At 71.8% G+C, this 21,301-nt stretch carries 22 protein-coding genes; 15 read left to right on the top strand and 7 right to left on the bottom strand.

Annotated features, from left to right (window positions below; translation table 11 throughout):
* Positions 1-5: 5 nt before the first annotated feature.
* From ACIQUQ_RS11305 to ACIQUQ_RS11290, 4 genes are all read left to right on the top strand, one after another.
* Positions 6-374, top strand: a complete 369-nt coding sequence (locus ACIQUQ_RS11305; protein ID WP_403973964.1) for a hypothetical protein — start codon at positions 6-8, stop codon at positions 372-374.
* Between the two features lie 185 nt (positions 375-559).
* The gene (locus ACIQUQ_RS11300) at positions 560-1,405 is read left to right on the top strand and encodes a Dyp-type peroxidase (protein ID WP_403973961.1); all 846 of its coding nucleotides are present in this window, start codon (positions 560-562) and stop codon (positions 1,403-1,405) included.
* A 125-nt stretch (positions 1,406-1,530) separates the two neighbouring features.
* On the top strand, positions 1,531-2,358 hold the full coding sequence (locus tag ACIQUQ_RS11295) for a polysaccharide deacetylase family protein (protein ID WP_403973959.1): 828 nt from the start codon (positions 1,531-1,533) through the stop codon (positions 2,356-2,358).
* A 172-nt stretch (positions 2,359-2,530) separates the two neighbouring features.
* Positions 2,531-2,857: a nuclear transport factor 2 family protein gene (locus ACIQUQ_RS11290; protein WP_403973957.1), complete on the top strand. Its 327-nt coding sequence runs from the start codon at positions 2,531-2,533 to the stop codon at positions 2,855-2,857.
* 34 nt (positions 2,858-2,891) lie between these two features.
* Here the strand turns inward: ACIQUQ_RS11290 and ACIQUQ_RS11285 are convergent, their stop codons facing one another.
* Entirely contained in the window at positions 2,892-4,052 is a 1,161-nt protein-coding gene (locus ACIQUQ_RS11285) for a serine hydrolase domain-containing protein (RefSeq protein ID WP_403973955.1), read from the bottom strand.
* 162 nt (positions 4,053-4,214) lie between these two features.
* On the opposite strand from ACIQUQ_RS11285, the gene ACIQUQ_RS11280 reads away from it, so the two are divergent.
* Positions 4,215-4,838 (top strand): hypothetical protein, encoded by a 624-nt coding sequence (locus ACIQUQ_RS11280; protein WP_403973953.1) that lies wholly within the window; start codon positions 4,215-4,217, stop codon positions 4,836-4,838.
* A gap of 239 nt (positions 4,839-5,077) precedes the next feature.
* Here ACIQUQ_RS11280 and ACIQUQ_RS11275 read toward each other — a convergent pair whose 3' ends face one another.
* A complete protein-coding gene (locus tag ACIQUQ_RS11275) occupies positions 5,078-6,337 on the bottom strand; it encodes an extracellular solute-binding protein (RefSeq protein ID WP_403973951.1) in 1,260 nt (419 codons plus the stop codon).
* Positions 6,338-6,749: 412 nt separating this feature from the next.
* Between ACIQUQ_RS11275 and ACIQUQ_RS11270 the strand changes: the two genes are divergently transcribed.
* From ACIQUQ_RS11270 to ACIQUQ_RS11260, 3 genes are read left to right on the top strand one after another with little or no spacing between them, the layout of a single operon-like run.
* Entirely contained in the window at positions 6,750-8,819 is a 2,070-nt protein-coding gene (locus ACIQUQ_RS11270; protein ID WP_403973949.1) for a hypothetical protein, read from the top strand.
* Between the two features lie 22 nt (positions 8,820-8,841).
* Positions 8,842-9,447: a hypothetical protein gene (locus tag ACIQUQ_RS11265; RefSeq protein WP_403973946.1), complete on the top strand. Its 606-nt coding sequence runs from the start codon at positions 8,842-8,844 to the stop codon at positions 9,445-9,447.
* 2 nt (positions 9,448-9,449) lie between these two features.
* The gene (locus ACIQUQ_RS11260; protein ID WP_403973944.1) at positions 9,450-9,875 is read left to right on the top strand and encodes a DUF3592 domain-containing protein; all 426 of its coding nucleotides are present in this window, start codon (positions 9,450-9,452) and stop codon (positions 9,873-9,875) included.
* Positions 9,876-9,957: 82 nt separating this feature from the next.
* Here ACIQUQ_RS11260 and ACIQUQ_RS11255 read toward each other — a convergent pair whose 3' ends face one another.
* Both ACIQUQ_RS11255 and ACIQUQ_RS11250 read right to left on the bottom strand, forming a co-directional pair.
* Positions 9,958-10,569 (bottom strand): SMI1/KNR4 family protein, encoded by a 612-nt coding sequence (locus tag ACIQUQ_RS11255; protein WP_399954487.1) that lies wholly within the window; start codon positions 10,567-10,569, stop codon positions 9,958-9,960.
* A 272-nt stretch (positions 10,570-10,841) separates the two neighbouring features.
* Positions 10,842-11,195, bottom strand: a complete 354-nt coding sequence (locus tag ACIQUQ_RS11250) for a DUF192 domain-containing protein (protein ID WP_403973942.1) — start codon at positions 11,193-11,195, stop codon at positions 10,842-10,844.
* Positions 11,196-11,341: 146 nt separating this feature from the next.
* Here ACIQUQ_RS11250 and ACIQUQ_RS11245 point away from each other — a divergent pair, with 146 nt between their 5' ends.
* Entirely contained in the window at positions 11,342-12,073 is a 732-nt protein-coding gene (locus ACIQUQ_RS11245) for a prepilin peptidase (RefSeq protein WP_403973940.1), read from the top strand.
* A gap of 141 nt (positions 12,074-12,214) precedes the next feature.
* Here ACIQUQ_RS11245 and mgrA read toward each other — a convergent pair whose 3' ends face one another.
* Complete coding sequence (gene mgrA / locus ACIQUQ_RS11240; protein WP_403973938.1) at positions 12,215-13,282, bottom strand: L-glyceraldehyde 3-phosphate reductase; 1,068 nt, start codon at positions 13,280-13,282, stop codon at positions 12,215-12,217.
* A gap of 94 nt (positions 13,283-13,376) precedes the next feature.
* Here mgrA and ACIQUQ_RS11235 point away from each other — a divergent pair, with 94 nt between their 5' ends.
* The 5 genes from ACIQUQ_RS11235 to ACIQUQ_RS11215 all read left to right on the top strand — a co-directional run bounded on the left by ACIQUQ_RS11235 (position 13,377) and on the right by ACIQUQ_RS11215 (position 19,039).
* On the top strand, positions 13,377-14,138 hold the full coding sequence (locus ACIQUQ_RS11235) for an isoprenyl transferase (RefSeq protein ID WP_403973936.1): 762 nt from the start codon (positions 13,377-13,379) through the stop codon (positions 14,136-14,138).
* A 343-nt stretch (positions 14,139-14,481) separates the two neighbouring features.
* A complete protein-coding gene (locus ACIQUQ_RS11230) occupies positions 14,482-15,798 on the top strand; it encodes a PhoH family protein (RefSeq protein WP_403662807.1) in 1,317 nt (438 codons plus the stop codon).
* 402 nt (positions 15,799-16,200) lie between these two features.
* The gene (locus tag ACIQUQ_RS11225) at positions 16,201-16,887 is read left to right on the top strand and encodes a transglycosylase SLT domain-containing protein (RefSeq protein WP_403973933.1); all 687 of its coding nucleotides are present in this window, start codon (positions 16,201-16,203) and stop codon (positions 16,885-16,887) included.
* 108 nt (positions 16,888-16,995) lie between these two features.
* A complete protein-coding gene (locus ACIQUQ_RS11220) occupies positions 16,996-18,315 on the top strand; it encodes an AI-2E family transporter (protein ID WP_403973931.1) in 1,320 nt (439 codons plus the stop codon).
* Complete coding sequence (locus ACIQUQ_RS11215) at positions 18,299-19,039, top strand: hypothetical protein (protein WP_403973929.1); 741 nt, start codon at positions 18,299-18,301, stop codon at positions 19,037-19,039. The genes ACIQUQ_RS11220 and ACIQUQ_RS11215 overlap by 17 nt, the downstream gene beginning before the upstream one ends.
* A 64-nt stretch (positions 19,040-19,103) precedes the next feature.
* Here ACIQUQ_RS11215 and ACIQUQ_RS11210 read toward each other — a convergent pair whose 3' ends face one another.
* Both ACIQUQ_RS11210 and ACIQUQ_RS11205 read right to left on the bottom strand, forming a co-directional pair.
* On the bottom strand, positions 19,104-19,640 hold the full coding sequence (locus tag ACIQUQ_RS11210; RefSeq protein WP_403973927.1) for an alkyl hydroperoxide reductase: 537 nt from the start codon (positions 19,638-19,640) through the stop codon (positions 19,104-19,106).
* A 2-nt stretch (positions 19,641-19,642) separates the two neighbouring features.
* The gene (locus tag ACIQUQ_RS11205) at positions 19,643-20,197 is read right to left on the bottom strand and encodes a peroxiredoxin (protein WP_399954516.1); all 555 of its coding nucleotides are present in this window, start codon (positions 20,195-20,197) and stop codon (positions 19,643-19,645) included.
* Between the two features lie 147 nt (positions 20,198-20,344).
* On the opposite strand from ACIQUQ_RS11205, the gene ACIQUQ_RS11200 reads away from it, so the two are divergent.
* Positions 20,345-21,292 (top strand): LysR substrate-binding domain-containing protein, encoded by a 948-nt coding sequence (locus tag ACIQUQ_RS11200; RefSeq protein ID WP_403973924.1) that lies wholly within the window; start codon positions 20,345-20,347, stop codon positions 21,290-21,292.
* Positions 21,293-21,301 lie beyond the last annotated feature (9 nt).

The raw sequence follows: 21,301 nt of genomic DNA, 5'->3' as shown, positions 1-21,301 counted from the left end.
GGTAAGTGGCGCAGTATTTCAATGTTCGCGGATTCATCGACTGCGACTACCAAGACCTTGACGTGATCCGCAATGTTGTGGATCAGTTCAGCGATTCAGGCGGCGAGTTCCACCTTTCCGAAGAGTCTGTCTCCTTGTACTTGGGAGGGTGGGTCTACCAGCAGAGGGAGATCAACTGGATTGCCCACGCATTCTTCGGTGCGGTGATGCGGCTTGGCGGGGTGGACCTCGTCTTCTCTCAGCTGAAAAGGATCGCTGAAGCCGTTCCGGACCTGGAAGGCTTGTTTTTCGTGGATGACGAGGAGGGCGGCCCGACTGCCCAATGGAAAGTGGCTGATGGAAGTGTTTCCGTACGCCGCAGTGCCGCTTCGTGAAGCGGCGGTTCGTGTTGGCAGGCGTGCCCGGGGTACTGGTCGGGGCGGCGGCTCTTGGGTGTGGGCCCGTGGCGGACGCCGCCCCGCGGGTGCCTGCGCAGCTGTGGGGGGTTGAGCCCCCGCGCCGGGTGGCGATGGTGGCCTTCGGTGCCCCGGGTGGGGTGCGGCGGACGGATGTTGCCGCCGTGGTCCGGGCCCTGCCCGAGGGCGGGGGCATCGCCCTCGGGGTGACCGCCTTCCGAGACGTGCCCCGCACGCGGCGGCCCCGGCAGCTCGCGCCCATGCCCGGCTTCGCCGGTGACCTGCTCGATCCCCAACGCACCGGCGGCGATGTACTCGTACAGGTCGGCGGCAAGAGCGAGGCCGACGTCCGCGAGGCCGTCGGGCGAGTGCTCCGCGGCGCCCCCGGCTGGAAGGTCCGCTGGCGCATCGACGGGTTCCGGGAGCGGGGCAGGGAGGAGAACGGGCGCGGGATAGCTCGGAATCCGTTCCACTTCGACGACGGGTTCGGCAACCCGAACGGGGAGCGGGGGATCGCCGACACGGCGCTCGTGCGGGCCGGCGACGGGGAGCCGGAGTGGGCCGTCGGCGGGAGTTACCAGGTGGTGCGCGTCGTTCGGCTCGCCACGGCCCTGTGGGACAGGGACTCCGTCGAGGAGCAGGAGCGGATCATCGGGCGCCGGAGGGACGGGCGTTGGCTGGACGGGACCCCGGTCGGCGAGCGACCCGAGTTCGGTGCCGACCCGCGCGGGCGGGCCACGCCGCTCGACTCCCACGTGCGGCTGGCGGCGCCCGACCGCCACAACCCGCCGCCCCTGGTGCGCCGCAGCTACGCCTACGACCGCGGCGACGCCGACCGCGGCGTCCTCTTCTCCTGCTTTCAACGTGACCTCGCGGCCGGGTTCGAAGCCGTGCAGGCGCGGCTTGCCGGCGTCGAGGCGATGGCCAAGTACACGCTGACCGTCGGCGGCGGCTACTTCTTCGTGCCGCCGGCGGGTGACGGGTGGGTGCGCCGGGTCTTCGGGGACTGAGGGGGGAAGGGATAAAGACCGTTGGGGGCCTTTGGTCCCTAATTCGCGTTGTTGCCGTTTGGTCATGGGGGTGGCTGCAACCTCCTGTCGGGGGGTCACGTCATCAAGGGCGGGAGGAACGACGGATGAAGATGGCGAAGATACGCAAGCCGAAGTACACCAACCAGGCCGTGGTCGTGGCCTCGGCCGTCGCGCTCGCGGCGGCCGTGTGGGGCGCGACGCAGATCACGGCATCCGAGGCCGAGTCCCGCGGCGGTGCCAGGCCCGTGGCCCGCGAGAAGGTGCCGCAGGAGGACAAGAACCCCGCCGCGCCCCCGGCGCTGAAGCAGGTGCCGCAGGGCATCGCGCACGCGCCGCAGGGCGGCGGCGACGCGGTGAACGTCACCATCGACGACGGGCCCGACCCGACCTGGACGCCCAAGGTGCTGGAGGTGCTGAAGGAGCACCAGGTGAAGGCGGTCTTCTGCATGGTCGGGCCGCAGGCCCAGGCGTACCCCGGGCTCGTCAGGCGCGTCGTCGCCGAGGGGCACCGGCTGTGCGACCACACCATGTCCCACGACACCGGCATGGACAAGAAGCCGGTGGCGTACCAGGAGAAGGAGATCCTGGACGCGAAGAAGCTGATCGAGCAGGCCGCCGGCGGGTCCGCGAAGGTGGACTACTACCGCGCTCCCGGCGGAGCCTTCACGCCCGACAGCCGCCGGATCGCCGCCGCGAACGGGATGCGGCCGCTGGGGTGGAACGTCGACACGAAGGACTTCGAGAAGCCGGGTGTGGGCGCCATCATGCACACCATCCACAAGGAGCTGCCCCAGCAGGGCGCCACTGTGCTCTTCCACGACGGCGGCGGCAGCCGCGGGCAGACCGTCACGGCCCTGGACCGCTTCCTCGGCGAGCTGAAGGAGCAGGGGCGCAAGACCGACTTCCCCGTGTGGGACGCCCCCGGCTCCTGACACGTCCCGTTCCTGACACGTCCCGTTCCTGACACGTCCCGCTCCTGCACGCCCCGCCCCTGACACGCCCGCCGTCCGGCGACCGGGTGAGGGTCCGGCCGGTGATGGCGTCAGGGGGGTTCCCTGAGGGGGTTCGTTTCCGTTCGGTCCTGCCCACCCCTCAGGAGCCCCCGTGTCCATCGCCCCCGGCAAGCTCAGCGACCCCGCCGTCGCCGCCTTCGTGGCGGCCGTCAACAGCCACGACCGGCAGGCGTTCTTCGACCTGCTCACCACCGACGCGACCATGTCCGACGACGGGTCGGAGCGCGACCTGAAGGAGTGGACCGACCGCGAGATCTTCGACTCGAACGGCCACATGGACGTGCAGACCGAGTCCGACGGCGGCCGGGCCCTGGTCGTCGGCTACCGCAACGACACCTGGGGCGAGATGCGGACCGCGTGGCGGTTCACCGTCACCCCGGGAGGCAAGGTGAGCCGCTTCGAGACCGGCCAGGCCTGAGGCGACAGGGCCCGTACGCCCCACCCCGGGCGGGTCAGCCCAGCCGCCCCGCCACCTCCACCGCCACCCGGGCGAACCGGTCGTTCTCCGGCGCCGCACCGCCCGGGAAGGCGAACCGGCGGCGCGTGTACGCGTACGCCAGCCCCGTGGCCGGATCGGCGAAGGCGTTGGCCCCGGCCGCGCCGCTGTGCCCGAAGGCCCGGTCGCCCACCGTCGGCTGCCGCTCGAAGCCCAGGCCGAAGGCGTCCTCCTGCGGCACCACGGCGTCCGCGCCCGGCGTGGTCAGCCGCGCGCACACCGTCGCCGTCTCCGGCTCCAGCAGCTCCAGTGCGGCCGCGTACATCCCGGCGATCCCGCGTGCCGTGCCGACCCCGCCCGACGATGCCGGGCCGCCGGCCCGGACCCGCCGGTCGTTGGCGAAGTCCACCATGTCGAGCCGCGGCTCGGTGTTCCAGTTGAAGGCGACCAGCTGCAGCTCGCCGGGGCCGCCCAGTGCCGCCCGCGCCGCCAGCTGCTCGTCCGTCGGCAGCATCGGCAGGATCGGCGCCCAGCGCTCCTCCAGCTCCTCCGGCAGCCCGATGTAGAAGTCCAGCCCGTACGGGACGCGGACCCGCTCCTCGTACTCCTCTGCGACCGTACGGCCCGTCACCCGCCGCACCATCTCGCCGGTCAGGGCCCCGATGGTCATCGCGTGGTACCCGTACTTCGTCCCCGGCTCCCAGTACGGCTCCGCCCGCACCACCCGTGCCGCGAGGGCCGCGTCGTCGGTCAGTTCGTCGTACGTGAAGCCGCCCTCGACGCCGATCAGCCCCGACCGGTGCGCCAGCAGCTCGCGCACGGTCAGCCGCTCCAGCCCGCGCCCGGTGAACTCCGGCCAGTACCCCGAGACCGGCCGGTCCAGGTCGATCCGCCCCTCCTGCACGAGCAGCGCCACCACCAGGTGTGCGGCGCCCTTGGTGATCGAGTAGACCGTCCCGAGCGTGTCCGGCCCGGTGTCCTCGCCGGTCCACAGGTCCACCACCCGGCGGCCCCCGTGGTGGAGGACCAGCTGCGCCTCGGGGGAGTGCCGCTCGCCGGCCACGAACGCGGCCAGCTCGTCCCGTACGGGCTCCCAGCCCGGCGCCACCTGCCCGTGGACGCCGTCCCCCGCGCCCCGGACACTGCCCTGCACGTTCTCGTTCACGGCCTCGGTCATACGAGTTCCCCCTGTGGTCGGTTCCGGCGATCCTTGATCGGAGGCCGCCGAAGATCGACTCATACCACGAATCCGTGACCCCTCCGGAGCCCGCCCGGCCCTTACGGGTGAACCCCGCCTGGCCCACGTAACGGCCCCGCACGCGCGGTCCGTTGTCCCGGCATGAAGCGCATCCGGCTCACCCTCGTGACCACCGCCGCCGCCCTCTTCACCCTCACCCCGGCCCTCAGCGCGGCCGGGGCCCCGGCCGCCGCCCCGCCTTCGGGCTCGTACGTACAGGACCCGGCCGGGGACAAGATGCGACAGCAGTGGTCCGAGGACGGCCGCCGGCGCCTCGACGGACAGTTCCGCCTCCACTCGGGCCTGCAGATGGCGAAGAAGCCGAAGCCGGGGCCGAAGGGCGCGCCCGAGTGGGGCGGCCAGGTGGGGGACCCGGCGACGGCCCGGTACGAGCCGGCCTTCGAGTTCGCGTACGAGGTGCACAGCGCGGCCGTGCTGAAGAAGAGCGTCGTGGCGGGCAAGAGCGGCAGGCACGACGTGACCCTGCGCGCCGTGCTGCGCGACGCGCGCGGCGGGCTGGTGGCGGAGTTCGAGGAGGCGAAGGCGGGGCGGCACCACACCCTCCGCGCGACGCACCCCACCGGCAAGCGGGTCGCCTGTGACACCGGCGTCTACACCGCGGAGTGGAGCATCAGCCGCACCGGTCCCGACGCGCAGACGGTCACCGTGACCGGCCGGGTCACCTGGGACTCCAGCTGCGAGCCGCTCCGCACGAGCCTCGGCTAGGGCGAGGACCCCGAAGGGAGCGAAAGGGGGAGAAGGAGAGGGCGGGCCGGCCCGCGGGCGCCTTGTGGGCGCGGTGCGGGCGACGACCGCCCGGGCGTCGGATCGACGCCGCCGGCTCCATGCTGCCGCGTCGGGGGTGGCCACGGCACGGGTCCGGAGTCCTGTCCGGGCGGGACCTTCCGCACGTGGTACGGGGTACGTGCGGGCGGTGTCCGGGAGGGAGCGGACCGTCAGTCGTCCTACTTCTTCTTCGAGGTGCCGCGGGCCTGCTCCGCGATGTCCTCCAGCACGGTCTTCGGGTCGGAGCCCGGGGCGACCGCGCGGCCGATGTTGTGCTTGATGGTGTCGCTGACCTTCATCCAGGACGGCTCGTTGACGGGGTAGAGCTGGGCCCCGAGCAGCGCGGTGAGGAAGTTCTGGTCCACCTCGTCGGCCGCCGCGTCCTTCGAGACGCGGGTGGCCGAGGTCGTCGAGGGCAGCAGGTGGTACCGGCTCGCGAACTCGTTGAGGTTCTTGTCCTCGTAGAGGAAGTCGAGGAAGGACCCGACGCTCTCGCGGTTGCCGTTCTGCTTGAACGCCATCATCCAGTCCGCGACGCCCATGGTGGGCGGGGTCTCGCCCTTCGGCAGCCAGTCCGCCACCGGCATTTCCACGGTGCCGACGGCAATTCCCTTCGCCTTCGCCTCGTGCGCGAGCGAGGGATATCCGTTCAGCATGCCGACCTCACCGCGCAGGAAGGCCGCGAAGGCGTCCTTGCGGTTCAGCTTGCCGGGGGCGACGGGACCGGTGAGGCCCTTGCCGACCAGGTTGTCCCGGAGCCAGACGAAGGTCTGGGTGTTGGCCTCGGAGGCGATGGCGTAGCCGCCGCCGTTGTTGGCCCAGCCGCCGCCGTTGCTCAGCTCCCAGATCATCGCCTCGGCGTGGGCCTCCTCCGGGCCGAGCGGCAGCGCGTACGGGTACGCCACGCCGTCGTCCTTGAGGGCCTCGGCGGCCTTCTTCAGCCCCTTCCACGTCCGCGGCGGCTCGATGCCCGCCTTGTCGAAGAGTTCCTCGTTGTAGAACAGCAGCCGGCTGCTGGCCACGAAGGGCAGCCCGTAAAGGCGGTTCCCCACCGACCCGGCCTCCGCCAGCGGCGGCAGGAAGTTCGCCTCGGCCGACACCGACAGCAGCTCGCTGGCCTCGTACAGCTTGTCCTGGGCCGCGAAGTCGGAGTACGCGCCCATCAGCGCCATGTCGGGTGCGTCGCCGTCGGCGACCCGGCGGGTCACCTCGCGGTCGATGTCCGCCCAGGGCAGCAGCTCCACCTCGACGCGGGTGCCCGGGTGCTCCTCGCGGTAGGCCGCGGTCACCTTGTCCCAGAAGGGCCTGGCGCTGGTGCCCGGGGAGTCGCCGTACTCGGCGGCCACCAGGCGGAGGACGACGTCGTCGCCGGACCCGGAGGAACTGCCGCAGGCGGTGAGGGTGCTGAGCAGGCCGAGCGCGGCCGCCGAAGCGGTCACGCCGAAGATTCTTCGTCGCACGGTCGAAAACCCCTGAAATTCTTTGGTTCCGGTATTGCTTATGAGTTGCTCAGGGCTGCCGTGTCCCTCGGTGTCCCGTTGCGCCCGGAATTCTCTCCCGTATTCGGTGGGATCTGGCCTTTCGGGCCGCAGGTGTGGGGGTTGCCCCAACTGGCCGAATTCCTACTGGTGTTTTCCGACATCTGATCAACAATTCCCACGCGCGTAGACCGCCGTTGCGTCCCGTTTGTCCGCCGGTTCGGCGGAGTCCGGCGGAGGTCGGCGGACGGGGCCCACGCCCGGGCCCAGCCGCCCTCTGGGCCCCGTCTTGGGCCCACGGGCCCGCGCGTTCCGCTTCCGCCCGGGCGACGCTGCTGCGCAGTTTCCGGGTACGGCAGGGGAGGGCGGTCGGATGCGGGGGACCACGGAGGTCCCGTACCGGAGCGGCGCGGGAGCGGCGCTCGTGCGGGCCTGGGTCGCGGGACTGCTCGTCCTGTGCCTCACCGAGTACGTGCAAGTCGGCTGGATCTACGGGACGTTCGCCGACCCGGACCGGCTGGCGGGCTTCGGCGGGCGGCTGCTCCTGCTCCACCTGCCCAACGCGGTGTGCGTGGCGCTCGCCGCCTGGGCCGCGGCCGCCGCCCATCCCGCCCCCCACCGCCACCACCGGGGGCGTCACCTCCTGGCCGCCTGCGCCGTGCCGGCCGTCGCCCAGGTGCTGAACCTGGCGATCCAGCGGGACCGGGCCGGCGTCGAGGGCGTGCTGATGTCCTGCGCGGTGGTGGCCGCGGGCACCGCCACGGGCGTCGCGGTGGCCCGGCTGCGCGAGCCCGACCCCGGGCCGGGCACCGACCGCGGCGCCGGAGGGCCGTATGCCGGCGGAGGGCCGTACGCCGCCGGCGCCCCGTACGCCGGCCCGCGCACCCGCGGCCGCTCCCCGTACGGCCGCTCCCCGTACGGCCGGGCCCCGTACGACCGCGGCGCCACCGCCATGGAGTACCTCGGCTCCGTCCTCCTCGTCGGCGCCCTCGTCCTCGGCATCGGGGCCGCCGGCATCGGCGGCTCCCTCACCACCCGCCTCCTCTGCGCGGTCGGCGCCCTCGGCGGCGGTACGGGCGGCTGTGCGGGCGGCGGGAACCAGGCCGGCGGACCCCCGCTGACCGACGCCGACTTCGAACCCCCGCTGTGCCAGCTCTCCAGCGTCACCGACAAGGCCGGCTCCAAGGCCAAGGTGCTGTTCTTCGAGTGGGGCCAGGAGTACGGCTTCCAGCAGCAGGTCTTCCAGGCCAAGGAGGACGTCAACGGCGACGGGGTGATCGACGGCAAGGACCAGTACGTCTTCGTCACCTTCACGGACGCCGCGTCCGCCGCCCTGAAGAAGGACTTCAAACCCGGCATGAAGGTCGGCAGGTTCGGTGCCGACAAGGTCGAACTCGGCGCCGGCATCAAGGTCACAAACGGCGACACCTGGGTCTTCCGCAGCCCCGAGGAGGCCGCCCGGTTCCGCGACGACCTGGAAAAGCTCAAGATGTACGAGACGATGCGCAAGTCCCCCGGTGGCGCCGACGCCAGCCTCGGCAACGGCATCCTCGCCATCTTCGGCAAGGGCCCGCTCGCCGAGGAGGAGCGCATCCGCAAGCGCGTCGAGGAGAAGCTCGGCGACCGCCACATCGGTTACGGCAAGGTCGGCCTCGAACTCTCCGCCGGCGCAGGGCTGAAGCTCTCCGCCGCCGACGAGAAGAAGCTGAGCGCCACCCTCGGCGGCAACTTCAAGTTCTCGCCCGAGGCCACCTGGACCGACAACGACTTCAAGGGCACCAAGTCCTACACGTACACCGCCGCCCTGGAGTACGGCACCAAGGTGGGGTACGAGGCGGGCGGGCTCAGCGGCGAGGCGGGCGCCACCACCGTCCGCACCGGCGCGCTGACCGTCACGTACGACAAGAAGACCGGCGAGCTGATCCGCATCGACATGACCCAGACCATCGAGGAGGGCGGCACCAAGGACGGGGTCAAGGGCGGCGGCGACAACGGCAAGAAGGACGACGACAAGCGCGGTGGCAGCGCGGGCGTGAAGGGCACGAACAACACCACCGGCATCCAGGTGATCACCAACTCGATCAGCTTCGAGCCGGGCCCCAAGGGCGCGGCCGACCGGGCCCTCGCCCAGGCCTGGCTCGACGGCCGCGGCGACAACGCGGCGCCCTTCCTCTACCTCTTCGGCGACAGGGCCCCCACGACCCGGCCGGGACCCGACGACCCCTTCGGCCAGCTGCTGTTCGACAAGGGTCGCTCCAGCCGGACCCGCTACACCGGCACCACCGACGCGGCGGAGTACGGCTTCGAGCTCAACCTGGGCCTCAGCCTCGGCTTCTCGGTGAACACCGAGAAGAAGGAAGAGGTCCTCAACGAGGCCGAGTTCCTGGGAGCACCCCGCAACGGCACCCGCGGCTACGTCCCCTACAGCTACTGTGCGAACTGACCGAGGAGAGGGGCGGGCACGCGTGAGCAGCACGACCGGAACCCGATGGAGGACCGTCAGGGCGGCCGCCACGGCCCTCGCGGCGGCCGCGCTGCTGGCCGGCTGCGGCACGGCCGGCGGGGGCGGCGGCAACGGCGGGGGCGGCGGCGCCGGCCCGCAGGCGGTGGTCCCGGACGGCTGGGGCACCCTCAGGACGCCCACCGTCAGCGTCGCGTACCCCAAGGGGCCCGACGGCTACCGCGAGGAGGCCGCGAAGGACGGGCCCACGGCGGTGCGCGAGCGGTCCGGCCACAAGGAGTCGGTGATCAGCATCCGGATGAACTTCACGAACGCCGACTCCGTCGAGGAGGCCGCGATCGGCGCCGAGGCCGGCATCCAGCTCGGCTCCACCCTCCAGGGCACCCGCGACATCGACCTCGCGGGCACCGGCGCGGCCAAGCGCATCGACTTCGAGTTCACCGCCACGGGTGCGCCCGGCGGACCGCCCAAGGGCACCCGGGTCGCCGGGCTGATCCTCACCGGCCTGGACTCGAAGGGGCAGTCCTTCGCGGTCCGCGTGGACACGGTGAAGGCGGCGCGGAGCGGCTCCGAGCTGGCCGCCGTCATCAAGAGCGTCGAGGTGCGCTGAGCGTGCGGGTCCCGGGCGGCGGCTACCTCTTCTTCGGCGCGATGACGCTGCTCTTCGCCGCCGTCGCCGTGAAGTACGGGCGCCGCCTGGCGACCGTGCTGCGCACCGTGCGGCACGGGGTCCGGGTGCCGGGGGAGTGCGCACGGGTGGTCACCCACTCGGACACCGACGCCCGGGAGTACTTCTTCCGCTTCCGGACCGCGGAGGACGGGCGGGAGGTCGAGTTCCGCGACCTGGCCCCCTGGACTACGGGCACCGGCGACCCGGTCACGGTCACCTACGACCCCGCCGACCCGGAGCGCACCGCCACCATCGCGGGGCGCGGGGCGGGCTGGTCGCCCGTACGCCAGGCGGCGGTGATCACGGTGGGCTGCGGCCTGGCGGCCCTGCTCTCCGGGACGCTGACGGTGCTCATCGGCGGCGAGTAGGCCGGGGCCGCACACGTACGGGGCGCGGGCCGGCGTACGGGCCCTCAGCGCCCCGCACGGGCCGTCCGGCCCCCTGCAGGTCTCAGCGCCCCGCGTACGGGTCCGGCTCGCCCGTCTGCGGGTTGAGCCCCGCGAGCCAGCGGCGCTGCTCCTCGCGCCAGTTCACGAAGCTCTGGGGCCGCTCGCTGTCCCAGAACACCAGGGACACCGGATTGACCTCGAACTCGTCGGAGAACAGGCGGCACAGGAACTCCGCCATCCCGTAGGGGTGGAGCGCGAACACCTCGGCCGTGTGCCGCCCGCACACCAGCACCGGCCAGCGGTCCGGGTCCGGGTCGGAGGTGAGCCAGCAGAGTATGTCCGAGCCGCCGGTGACCCCCCAGGCCAGGATGTGCGCGGGGTCCGCCTCGAAGGCGGCCCGCCCACCGAGCACGGCCCACTGGGCGCGGGCGTTCGCGGTCTCCTCCGCCATCTGGTCCGGGTCCCACTGCGGGCCGCGCTTGGCCAGCGGCAGCAGGACGCTCGCCTCGCCGTTGATGCCGCCCGCGCCGAAGCGGGCCATGAAGGCGACGTAGTCCGCGGGGAAGCGGGTGCCCCAGGCGGCCTCCGCGGCCGCCCAGTCGATCTCCTCGTCGGCGCCGTGTACCGCGGGCATCAGCCGCTCAAGCGCCGCCACCTGCGCGTTCTCCGTCACGACCGCTCCCCACCACAGCCCGAGCCCAACCGGTCCAACCTACCGTGCGCCCCGGCCCCGGCCGGCGGGTGTCCGGCCTGTGGTCCGCGGCCCGGCGTCGCGCGGACTCCGGGCCCGCAGTCCGCCGGCCCGGCGGCCCGGAGACGTCCGGCCCGCGGTCCCTCGGACGTGCGGCCCGCGGTCCCGCAGACGTCCGGTCCGGCGTCCCGCGGACGTCCGGTCCGCGGTCCCGCGGACGTCCGGTCCGGCGTCCCGCCAGCCCGGCTTCCCGCTCAGACCCGGTGGAGCTCCACGGTGACGCCCGGCCTCAGCCCCCAGCGGGCCATCTGTCCGGCCTCCGCCTCCAGCACGTGACGGGAGTGCGGCCGGGGCAGGCCCAGGCGTCCGGGCCGCATCGTACGCACCGCGCGGACGCGCAGGTCCCGGTCGAGGTACGCCACGTCGATCGCGAACCGCATCCGGAAGGTGTGGATGCTCCCCGCGGGGGTCAGCAGCAGCGCCCCCTCGATCCCGTCCCGCCCGAGCAGCCCCCGGGTGCGGGCGCGGTAGGAGGCGGCGATCTCCACCGGCACGTCCAGGCCCTCCACCGTCAGCGTCCCCTTGCCGTCCTGCCAGCGCCGCGCCATCCGCGTCCCCTTCCCAGCCGTGCCTCCCGGGCCACCCGCGGCCCGGGCCGTGCGGGTGCGCGGCCCAGGCTAGGCCCCGCGGGTCCCGCCGCGAATGGGTCCACGGGCCCATGACCCGGGCCCAGGGGCTCCCTAGGGTCGGGGGCGTGCTCGCACTCCTGATCACCCTCGCCGCCGTCGGCTACGGCACCGCCGCCGGGCTCGTGCTGCCGCGTGCCGCCTACCGGCTCGCCGTCGAGCCGGGCGAGCCCTGGCGCGCGGCCTGCCCCCAGGGCCATCCGCTCACCGGCCGCGCCGGTGGCTGGCTGGGTACGGCCCGCTGCGCCGGGGTTCCGTACGGGCCGCACGCGGTGCGGGTCGCCGTGCTCACCGGTGGGGTGTGCGGGGCCCTGGCCTGGGCCGCCGGGACCGTGCCGGAGGCCGCCGTGTGGGTGCTGCTCGCGCCGTTCGCCGTGCTGCTGGCGCTGGTGGACCGGGCGGTGCACCGGCTGCCCGACGTGCTGACCCTGCCGCTGGCCGCCGGGGCCGCGGCGCTGCTGGGGGCCGCCGCGCTGGCGCCGGGGGCCGCCGGGTCCTGGCGGGGCGGACTGCTGGGCGGGCTGGTGCTGGGGGCGGCGTACTTCCTGCTGTTCCTGATCAACCCGAACGGCATGGGCTTCGGGGACGTCAAGCTGGCGCTCGCCCTGGGGGTCGCTCTTGGGTGGTACGGGTGGGGGGTACTGCTCGTCGGAGCCTTCCTCGGCTTCCTCTACGGCGGGATCTACGGCCTCGCCCTTGTGCTGCGGGGCCGGGCGGGCCGTAAGACGGCCCTGCCGTTCGGTCCCTTCATGGCCGCCGGGGCGTTCACCGGACTGCTCCTGGGCGGACTCGGAGCGTAATCGTGTCGCGGCAATGCACGCAGCACGCTTTACGAAGGGTTATGGTGGAACCCCCCCCTCGGGCCGGTCCGTATCCCCCCCACGGACCGGCCCGTTTTCCGTTTCCGGACGGGTCCCGGGAAACCCCAGGTCAGCGAGTGGTCAGCCGCGCTGGGCCCAGATGTTGGTGCCCGGGGTGGAGACGGCGAAGGAGTCGATCTCCTTCAGCTCCTCCTCCGTCAAGGGCGCGCCGGACAGCGCCGCGACGTTCTCCTCCAGCTGCGACACGCTGGACGCGCCGATCAGGGCCGAGGTCATCCGCTCGTCGCGCAGCACCCAGTTCAGGGCCAGCTGGGACAGCGACTGGCCGCGGCGGGCGGCGATCTCGTTCAGGCCGTTGAGCCGGCGGAGCACCTCGTCCGAGAGCAGGTCCGGGTTCAGCGACTTGCCCTGGGTGGCGCGGGAGCCCTCCGGGATGCCCTTGAGGTACTTGCCGGTGAGCAGGCCCTGGGCCAGCGGCGCGAAGGAGATGCAGCCCATGCCCGCCTCCTCCAGGGTGTCGAGCAGGCCGTCCTCCTCCGTCCAGCGGTTGATCATGGAGTAGGAGGGCTGGTGGATCAGCGCGCGCACGCCCATCTCGCGCAGGATGCCGGCGGCCTCGCGGGTCTGCTCCGCCGTGTAGGAGGAGACGCCCACGTACAGCGCCTTGCCCTGCTGGACTGCGGACGCGAGGGCGCCCATGGTCTCCTCCAGCGGGGTCTCCGGGTCGAAGCGGTGCGAGTAGAAGATGTCGACGTGGTCGAGGCCCATCCGGCGGAGCGAGGCGTCGAGCGAGTTGAGCAGGTACTTGCGGCTGCCCCACTCGCCGTAGGGGCCGGGGTGCATCAGGTAGCCGGCCTTGGTGGAGACCACCAGCTCGTCGCGGTACGCGGCGAAGTCCTGGGCGAAGATCTTGCCGAAGTTCAGCTCGGCCGAGCCGGGCGGCGGTCCGTAGTTGTTCGCCAGGTCGAAGTGCGTGACGCCGAGGTCGAAGCCGCGGCGCAGGATGGCCCGCTGGGACTCCAGCGAACGGTCGTCGCCGAAGTTGTGCCAGAGGCCCAGGGAGATGGCGGGGAGCTTGAGGCCGGAGCGACCCGTGCGGCGGTACTCCATCGAGTCGTACCGCTCCGCTGCTGCCCGATAGGGATTGTTATCAGTCACGTTGTCCTCCCTATCACGGACTTGTGACATCCCGGGTTGGGCCGCCCCTCCCGGGGCGCAGTAATGTGGCGCAGTCGGGGGAAGCGATTCGCACGGGGTCTTGGCACGGAGGGGCTGGAAGAACGTGAATCTGCGCGACCTGGTGTACCGACTCTATGCACGCCGCGTGGAGGGCCGCCTGGATCACGCTGCGGTGCCCAAGCACATCGGCGTCATCCTCGACGGCAACCGCCGGTGGGCCAAGGCCTCCGGCGGCACCACCGAGCAGGGCCACCAGGCGGGCGCGGACAAGATCTCCGAGCTGCTGGGCTGGTGCAACGAGACCGACGTCGAGGTCGTCACCCTGTGGATGCTGTCCACGGACAACCTGGACCGTCCCGAGGTCGAGCTCCGCCCGCTGCTGAACATCATCGAGAACACCGTCCGCGGCCTCGCCGCCGACGGCCGCTGGCGCGTCCACCACGTCGGCAACCTCGACATCCTGCCCGCGCAGACCCAGACCGTGCTGAAGGAGGCCGAGGAGGCCACGCACGGGGTCGACGGGATACTCGTCAACGTCGCCGTGGGCTACGGCGGCCGCCAGGAGATCGCCGACGCGGTCCGCTCCCTCCTCCTGGAGCACGCGGAGAAGGGCACCTCCTTCGAGGAGCTCGCCGAGAAGCTCGACATCGACCACATCTCCGAGCACCTCTACACCCGGGGCCAGCCGGACCCGGACCTCGTCATCCGCACCAGCGGCGAGCAGCGCCTGTCCGGATTCATGCTCTGGCAGAGCGCCCACTCCGAGTACTACTTCTGCGAGGTCTTCTGGCCGGCCTTCCGCAAGGTCGACTTCCTGCGGGCGCTGCGCGACTACGCGGCCCGCCACCGGCGCTACGGCACCTGACGGCCTCTCGGCCCACCACGGTCCCCGGCACCACCGGGAACCGCCGCGCCCCCCACCAGCGCATCCACGCAAGGCCTTCACCAGGACTTCACCGCGCGTCCGTCATATGCCATGGCATGGCACCCCGTGTTCGAGGGAATATCCCAACCAGGTCGACGCCCGATCCACGGGCGTCGAGTCTCAGCGGACGGCACCGGGCCGTCCGCCCGGGAGGCCCTTTGCACCAGGACGCGCGTGCGGACAGCACGTACGAAGCGGAGGGCCGGAAATCGGCCCTGGCATTGCGGCCGATGACCGGTCCGGTCTTCATGGCCCGACCTCACTCGAGGGGGTACGTCCTTCCGTGGTGACCAGCACAAAGCGCCGCACGCCCGACAGGCGCACCTACGTTCTCGACACCAGCGTCCTGCTGGCCGACCCGCACGCTTTCTCCCGCTTCGACGAACACGAGGTCGTCCTCCCGATCGTCGTGATCACCGAGCTGGAGGCCAAGCGGCACCATCCCGAACTCGGATACTTCGCGCGGCAGGCCCTCCGCCTGCTCGACGACTTCCGCGTCCGGTACGGCCGGCTCGACGCCCCCATTCCGCTGGGGGACCTGGGCGGCTCCCTGCGTGTCGAGCTCAACCACTCCGACCCGGGCGTCCTGCCCGCCGGCTTCAGGCTCGGGGACAACGACTCGCGGATCCTCGCGGTCGCCCGCAACCTCCAGGCCGAGGGGTACGACGTCACGGTCGTGTCGAAGGACCTGCCGCTCCGCATCAAGGCCTCCTCGGTGGGCCTGCTCGCCGAGGAGTACCGCGCGGAGCTGGCCATCACCGGCGACGGCTGGACCGGCATGAGCGAGCTCGCGCTCTCCGGCGAGCAGGTCGACCTCCTCTTCTCCGAGGAGCGCCTGTACGTGCCGGAGGCGGCCGAACTCCCCGTTCACACCGGACTGGTCCTCCAGTCCGAGCGGGGCAAGGCCCTGGGCCGCGTCACGGCCGACGGCAACGTCCGGCTGGTACGGGGCGACCGCGAGGCCTTCGGCATCCACGGCCGCAGCGCCGAGCAGCGCATCGCGCTGGACCTGCTGCTGGACCCGGACGTCGGCATCATGTCGATGGGCGGCCGGGCCGGCACCGGCAAGTCGGCGCTGGCGCTCTGCGCGGGCCTGGAGGCCGTACTGGAGCGCCGCCAGCACCAGAAGGTGATGGTCTTCCGGCCGCTGTACGCCGTGGGCGGCCAGGACCTCGGGTACCTCCCGGGCACCGAGGCCGAGAAGATGAGCCCCTGGGCGCAGGCGGTCTTCGACACGCTCTCGGCGGTGGCCGGGCGCGAGGTGATCGAGGAGGTGCTGGGCCGCGGCATGCTGGAGGTGCTGCCGCTCACCCACATCCGGGGCCGGTCGCTCCACGACGCGTTCGTCATCGTGGACGAGGCGCAGTCGCTGGAGCGCAACGTCCTGCTGACCGTTCTGTCCCGTATCGGGGCGAACTCCCGTGTTGTCCTGACTCATGACGTCGCCCAGCGCGACAACTTGAGGGTCGGCCGGTACGACGGGGTGGTCGCCGTGGTCGAGAAGCTGAAGGGGCATCCGCTCTTCGCGCACATCACCCTGACCAGGTCGGAGCGCTCGCCGATCGCGGCCCTGGTGACCGAGATGCTGGAGACGATCTGACCGTAACCGGTTAAAACGGACAGCCAGTTGGCGCCGCCCGGCAAAGGCACAGGAGCCTAGCCGGGCGGCGCCGTGTCGCACAGGGGTTTCCAAGAACCTTCTGCGTCATGCCTGGTGTGAGCTTTCACACGTAACGGGGAATTGCCTTGCGCCGTCCACCTCCGGCAGAGTCTTGCTTCCGTCAGGCCCCGCATACGGCACCCGTGTACCTCCTCGGAGTTGCACAGCACGGCAACAACTCAACAGACGACGCCGTATGCCGCCCGGAAGCACCATGCGGCACTCCTCTCAGGGGAGTTGCCCACGGGCCCGCGCCTCCAGTGACCATTGCTAGCGGAGGCCAGCGCCAGGGGCGCTCTTGCATCGCGAGGTCACGCCGCGACGCTGCTGGAAGGAAACCGTGTGAGCCGGATCTCGGTCCGGGGATTCGCAGTGGCATCTGCCACCGCGGTCACCACCGTCGGTGCAGTCGTGGGAGTCGCCGCGGGCGACACCCAGCCCTCGAGCGACCTCGAGACGACCGCTGCCGGCACGACTCTCCTCACTGACATCCCGGTCGGCGACCAGGCCCAGGTCCAGACTGCGTCCCTGACGCAGCAGGCCGACGCCCTCGCCAGCGCGGCCGACGCGGACGCGAAGAAGTCCCTCGAGGAAGCCGCACGCATCCAGGCAGCCAAGGACGCCAAGGCGAAGAAGGAAGCCGCGGAGGAGAAGGCGAAGGAGGAGCGCGAGGCCAAGGAAGCGGCCAGCCGTTCCGCCACGCGTGACGCCGACTCGTTCGCCCCGCAGAGCTCCTACACGGTCTCGCAGGTCAAGGCGATGGCCCGTCAGATCGTGGGCGCCGGCCAGTTCCAGTGCTTCAGCAACATCGTCAACCACGAGTCGACGTGGAACTACCGGGCGCAGAACCCGTCCTCCGGTGCCTACGGTCTCGTGCAGGCGCTGCCCGGCTCGAAGATGTCCTCGGCCGGTGCGGACTGGCGCACCAACCCCGCCACGCAGATCGAGTGGGGCCTCAACTACATGAACGTCCGCTACGGCAGCCCGTGCGGAGCGTGGAGCTTCTGGCAGGCCAACGGCTGGTACTAGGCCGCCCGCCCAGGGATCCGTCGCAGCCCCTCACCGTTCTTCGGTGGGGGGCTGTGCGCGTGTACGGTCGACCGGGATTGTGCTCACGGGCGGGGGGAAGGGACCGAGATGTCGAAGAAGCCAGGCTGGCTCAGCAGGCTGGGCAAGGGGCTGGACCGGGTGGAAGCGGCACTCGACGAGCGCCGTGCGGAGGTCGCGGCGGAGACGGAGGGGGACGGCCCGGTGAGTTCCGGACCCGTGCCGCCGCCCGGGGCCGCCGCCCACGCGTCCGGCCAGGTCCGCCCGGAGCCGGCCAGCGTGGTCCCGTGGGGCATGAGGGTGGCCGCCGAGGCCAGCTGGCGGCTGCTGCTGGTCGCCGCGATGCTCTGGGTGCTGATGCGGGTGATCGCCGAGGTCCGCCTCGTGGTCCTGGCCTTCGCCGCCGCCCTCCTCGTCACCGCGCTGCTCCAGCCCTTCGTCGTACGGCTGCGCCGGGCCGGGCTGCCCCGGGGCCTGGCCACCGCGGTGACCGCGGTGCTCGGCTTCGTCGTGATCGGGCTGGTCGGCTGGTTCGTCGTCTGGCAGGTCATGGAGAACCTCGACGACCTCGGCGACCGGGTCAGGGACGGCATCGACGAGCTCAAGCGCTGGGCGCTGGACAGCCCGTTCCACGTCACCGAGAAGCAGATCAACGACATCGCGAAGAACCTCCAGGAGACCATCACCACCAACACCGACGAGATCACCTCGGCCGGTCTCCAGGGCGTGACGGTGGTGGTCGAGGCGCTCACCGGCATCCTGCTCGCGATGTTCTCCACGCTCTTCCTGCTCTACGACGGCCGCCGCATCTGGCAGTGGACCCTCGGCCTGGTGCCGGCCATCGCCCGGCCGGGCGTCGCGGGCGCCGGCCCGCGCGCGTGGCGCACCCTCACGGCGTACGTGCGCGGCACCGTGATCGTGGCACTGATCGACGCCATCTTCATCGGCCTCGGCCTCTACTTCCTCGACGTGCCGATGGCCGTGCCGCTGGCCGTGTTCATCTTCCTCTTCGCCTTCATCCCGCTCGTCGGCGCGGTGATCTCGGGTGCCCTCGCGGTGGTCGTGGCCCTGGTGACGCAGGGCGTGTTCACCGCCCTGATGGTGCTGCTCGTCGTCCTCGCCGTGCAGCAGATCGAGGGCCACGTCCTCCAGCCGTTCATCCTCGGCCGGGCGGTGCGCGTGCACCCGCTGGCGGTGGTGCTGTCGGTCGCTGCGGGTGGGATGATCGCCGGAATCGGGGGCGCGGTGGTCGCGGTCCCGCTGGTCGCGGTCACGAACACGGTGGTCGTCTACCTGCGGGCGTTCTCCCGGGAACAAGAGCTGCGGATCGGTCCGGGCCCCCACGGGGCGACGGCGATCGCCGCGGCTCCGTCCGACCAGGGGGAAACGAACGGTGATATCCGAGCCTGAGCTCGACGGGGGATACGAGGACCCGCGCGGCGGGTCCGGCACGGCGGAGCCCGAGCCGCCGCCGGCGCGCGAGCGGCGCCCGGCGGCCCGGTGGCTGTGGGCGCTGGGCGGTGCCGCGGCGGCGTCCGCGGTGTGGGCGGGCGGCCTGTACGTCTACGGCTCGGGGGAGCCCGAGACACCGGTCATCGCGTACCGGGCGCCGCTGAACCTGTGTGACGAGGTGAAGGCCAAGGCCCTGAGCGGGCTGATGGGCAACCTGACGGAGCGGACCATCCGGCGGGAGAACGAGCACCCGGCGGTCGACCGGTTCACGTGCACGCTGATGGGGCAGGAGTCGGCCCCGAAGAAGGGCTGGTCGCGCTCCTACGAGGCCTACTTCACCCTCACGCTGCACAAGAAGACCGACCCGGAGCCGGAGTTCGACGCGGACTCCGAGGACATGCGGTGGGGCGGCCTGGAGCCGGCCACGCCCGAGCAGGTGCCGGGGCTGGGGGAGAACGCGGTCATGATGAGCGGCGGCGACTACCGCGGGCCGCAGCTGCGGGTGGTGGACGGGGGTGCCGTCCTGGTCGTGGAGACCGCCACCAACTGGAACTGGTCCTCCGAGGAGCCCTCGGGGGAGCAGCCCAAGGACCCCCTCGACGACACCTCGGTCAAGGCGGCGATGATCGAGGACGCCCGGGCGCTGCTGGACGTGCTGCGGCAGAAGGAGAAGAAGGACTGAGACGCGCGGGACCCCCGGCGCCGCCCGGAGGCGGCACCGGGGGTCCGGTGCGTCGAGGGGTCCGCTACTCGGCGAGCACGGCCTCGGCGTCGAGGGTGGCGCCCACGGCCTGGATCACCGCGGCGATCTTGACGGCCTCCTGGATCGTCTCGCGGTCCACGCCCGCCTTGCGCAGCACCTGCTCGTGGGAGTCGAGGCACTGGCCGCAGCCGTTGATCGCGGAGACGGCGAGGGACCACAGCTCGAAGTCGACCTTGTCCACGCCCGGGTTGCCGATGACGTTCATCCGCAGACCGGCCCGCATCGTGCCGTACTCCGGGTCGGAGAGCAGGTGGCGGGTGCGGTAGAAGACGTTGTTCATCGCCATGATGGCGGCGGCCGACTTGGCGGCCGTGTACGCCTCGGACTTGAGCCTGGCCTTGGCCTCCGGCTCCAGCTCGCGCAGCACCTTCGGCGAGCGCGAGGCGATCGCGCAGGCCAGGACGGTGCCCCAGAGCTGCTGCTCGGTGAGGGCGTCCTGGTTGCCGATGACCGAACCGAGGTTCAGCTTCAGGTCCTTGGCGAAGTCCGGTACGGCGGCCTTCAGCTCATCGAGGGCCATGCTCACTCACCGGCCAGGAGCTTGCCGGCGTCGAGGGTGTCCTCGCCCTTGGTCCAGTTGCAGGGGCACAGCTCGTCGGTCTGCAGGGCGTCGAGGACCCGCAGGACCTCCTTGGGGTTACGGCCCACGGAACCGGCGGTCACCATCGAGAACTGGATCTCGTTGTTCTGGTCGACGATGAAGACGGCGCGCTGCGCGAAGCCGTCCTCGCCCTGCACGCCACAGGCCTGCATGAGCTCGTGCTTGGAGTCGGCGAGCATCGGGAAGGGCAGGTCACGCAGGTCGGCGTGGTCCTTGCGCCAGGCGTGGTGCACGAACTCGGAGTCGCCGGAGACGCCCAGGATCTGCGCGTCGCGGTCGAGGAACTCGTCGTTCAGCTTGCCGAACGCGGCGATCTCGGTCGGGCAGACGAAGGTGAAGTCCTTCGGCCAGAAGAACACCACGCGCCACTTGCCCTCGTAGGTCTTGTGGTCGATCTGCGCGAACTCCTGGCCGGCCTCCAGCGAGACACAGGCGGTCAGATCGTACGTGGGGAACTTGTCACCGACGGTGAGCACATGCACTCCTTGCGGGAGGGAGGGCCCCGGCCCTTGTGGGGCGGAATGGGACCTTCCGTGAGGGTTGGACGGATCTCACATGCTGGCACAGCTGCATTGATTGCAGAAATAGCCAAGCTCTACGATGGTGATCGGAGGTACCTATCAGTGGCTGTCGGTAATAGAGGACCCAAAGCTCCCACGCTCGCGCAGCTGCGCGCCTTCGCGGCCGTGGCCGAGCACCTGCACTTCCGCGACGCCGCCGCGGCGATCGGAATGAGCCAGCCGGCGCTCTCCGGCGCCGTCTCCACGCTGGAGGAGTCCCTCGGCGTCCAGCTGCTGGAGCGGACCACCCGCAAGGTGCTGCTGTCTCCCGCCGGGGAACGCATCGCCGCCCGGGCCCGGACCGTGCTCGACGCGGTCGGCGGGCTGATGGAGGAGGCCGAGGCGGTCCGCGCGCCCTTCACCGGCGTACTGCGCCTCGGGGTGATCCCGACGGTGGCGCCGTACCTGCTGCCCACCGTCCTGTCCCTGATCCACCGGCGCTACCCGCGCCTCGACCTCCAGGTCCACGAGGAGCAGACCGCCTCGCTGCTGGACGGGCTGGCCGGGGGCCGGCTCGACCTGCTGCTGCTCGCGGTGCCCCTCGGCGTGCCCGGGGTCACCGAGATCCCGCTGTTCGACGAGGACTTCGTGCTCGTCGCGCCGCGCGACCACGAGCTGGCCGGCCGCCGCGACATCCCCCGCGAGGAGCTGCGCGGGCTGAACCTGCTGCTGCTCGACGAGGGCCACTGCCTGCGCGACCAGGCCCTCGACATCTGCCGCGAGGCGGGCCGGGAGGAGGGCGCCGCGGTCACCACCACGGCCGCCGGGCTCTCCACGCTGGTCCAGCTGGTGGCCGGCGGGCTCGGGGTGACGCTGCTGCCGCGCACCGCCCTGCGGCTGGAGACCACCCGCAACGAGTACCTGTCCACGGGGTACTTCGCCGAACCGGCGCCGTCCCGGCGGATCGCCTTCGCGATGCGCACCGGGACGGCGCGGCAGGGGGAGTTCACCGAACTGGCGGCGGCCCTGCGGGAGGCGGTCCGCCCCCTGCCGGTCTGGCTCACGGACTAGCCGTACCCG

The organism is Streptomyces sp. NPDC101118 (genome assembly GCF_044759445.1).
Lineage (GTDB): Bacteria > Actinomycetota > Actinomycetes > Streptomycetales > Streptomycetaceae > Streptomyces.
The sequence above is the reverse complement of the archived record's forward strand: the minus strand, read 5'-3'. Positions and strand labels throughout refer to the sequence as shown.